2 protein-coding genes are annotated in these 762 nt (G+C 60.6%); both read left to right on the forward strand.

Going from position 1 to position 762, the window contains the following annotated elements:
* Nucleotides 1-222, forward strand: a 222-nt coding sequence (locus AC1DF3_RS37000; protein ID WP_478142813.1) for a hypothetical protein, incomplete at its 5' end; no start/stop codon positions are given.
* Nucleotides 223-262: 40 nt separating this feature from the next.
* Nucleotides 263-604 carry a hypothetical protein gene (locus AC1DF3_RS37005; protein ID WP_478142814.1) on the forward strand — a complete coding sequence of 114 codons (342 nt, stop codon included), beginning with the start codon at nucleotides 263-265 and terminating at the stop codon, nucleotides 602-604.
* Nucleotides 605-762: the final 158 nt, after the last annotated feature.

Consider the following 762-nt stretch of genomic DNA (forward strand, 5'->3'; position numbering starts at 1 on the left):
GCCGAGAACGGCGAATTCGTGTGTGACGACTGCAGGATCGACCATCGGCTCCTCACCTTCGGCGCGCCAATCGTGTCGTACTTCGGGATGGCTCTCGGTCCGCAGGGTGGGCCCACTGTTGCGATTTTGTGCCACTTCGACGTCGAACAACGTGCGCTCAAGCCGTGTGAACTTGCGTTCTTGCGCGCCGTGGCACCCTTGTTGCTTGAGCACCTGGATTGAAATCTACCGAAGGAGCGCGCGAGCCAGTTGGAGGATTGTGATGATGACAAACTCTGCAGTTCATCGATTCGCCTACGACGGCTGGAATGTGGTGGTTGCGCTGGATGGTTCGACCCTCGACGGGGTCATCTCTGGTCATGCGGATCTTCATTGGAAAGATGGCCACCGATGCCGGATAGCCTTGGCAGGAAGGCATCAAAGCGGAGCGAGTGCAATCGCCTCTCTGTCCCAGCGATCGCGCGTCTTCATTGACGACTGGCGAAGGAAGCGCCTCGCAGGTGCGCCTGAGGGTTCAGAGCGTCAAGCTGAGGCCGGATTGGCCGGCCGCGAAGCCTGCTTCGCGGTCCAGCAGCGGATAAATCAGCTTGCTGTTGATGATTGACTTCATCGGGGTAAGCGGCTGGCCGTCCCATAGTTGACGGGCGGACGAGGATCGCCGCGGTAGCGGCGACGTGCTCAGCGCGCGGGGTGCCAGTTGTGCGGAAGCAGTTCGTCGATGCGGCTGTTCAGCTGCGTGGGCAGCCGGGTGAGGACATCATT

Source organism: Variovorax sp. 10N432 (assembly GCF_056394465.1).

Coding starts and splice junctions, on each gene's coding strand:
- AC1DF3_RS37005 (WP_478142814.1), top strand. CDS start 263: ATGATGACAAACTCTGCAGTTCATCGATTCGCCTACGACGGCTGGAAT.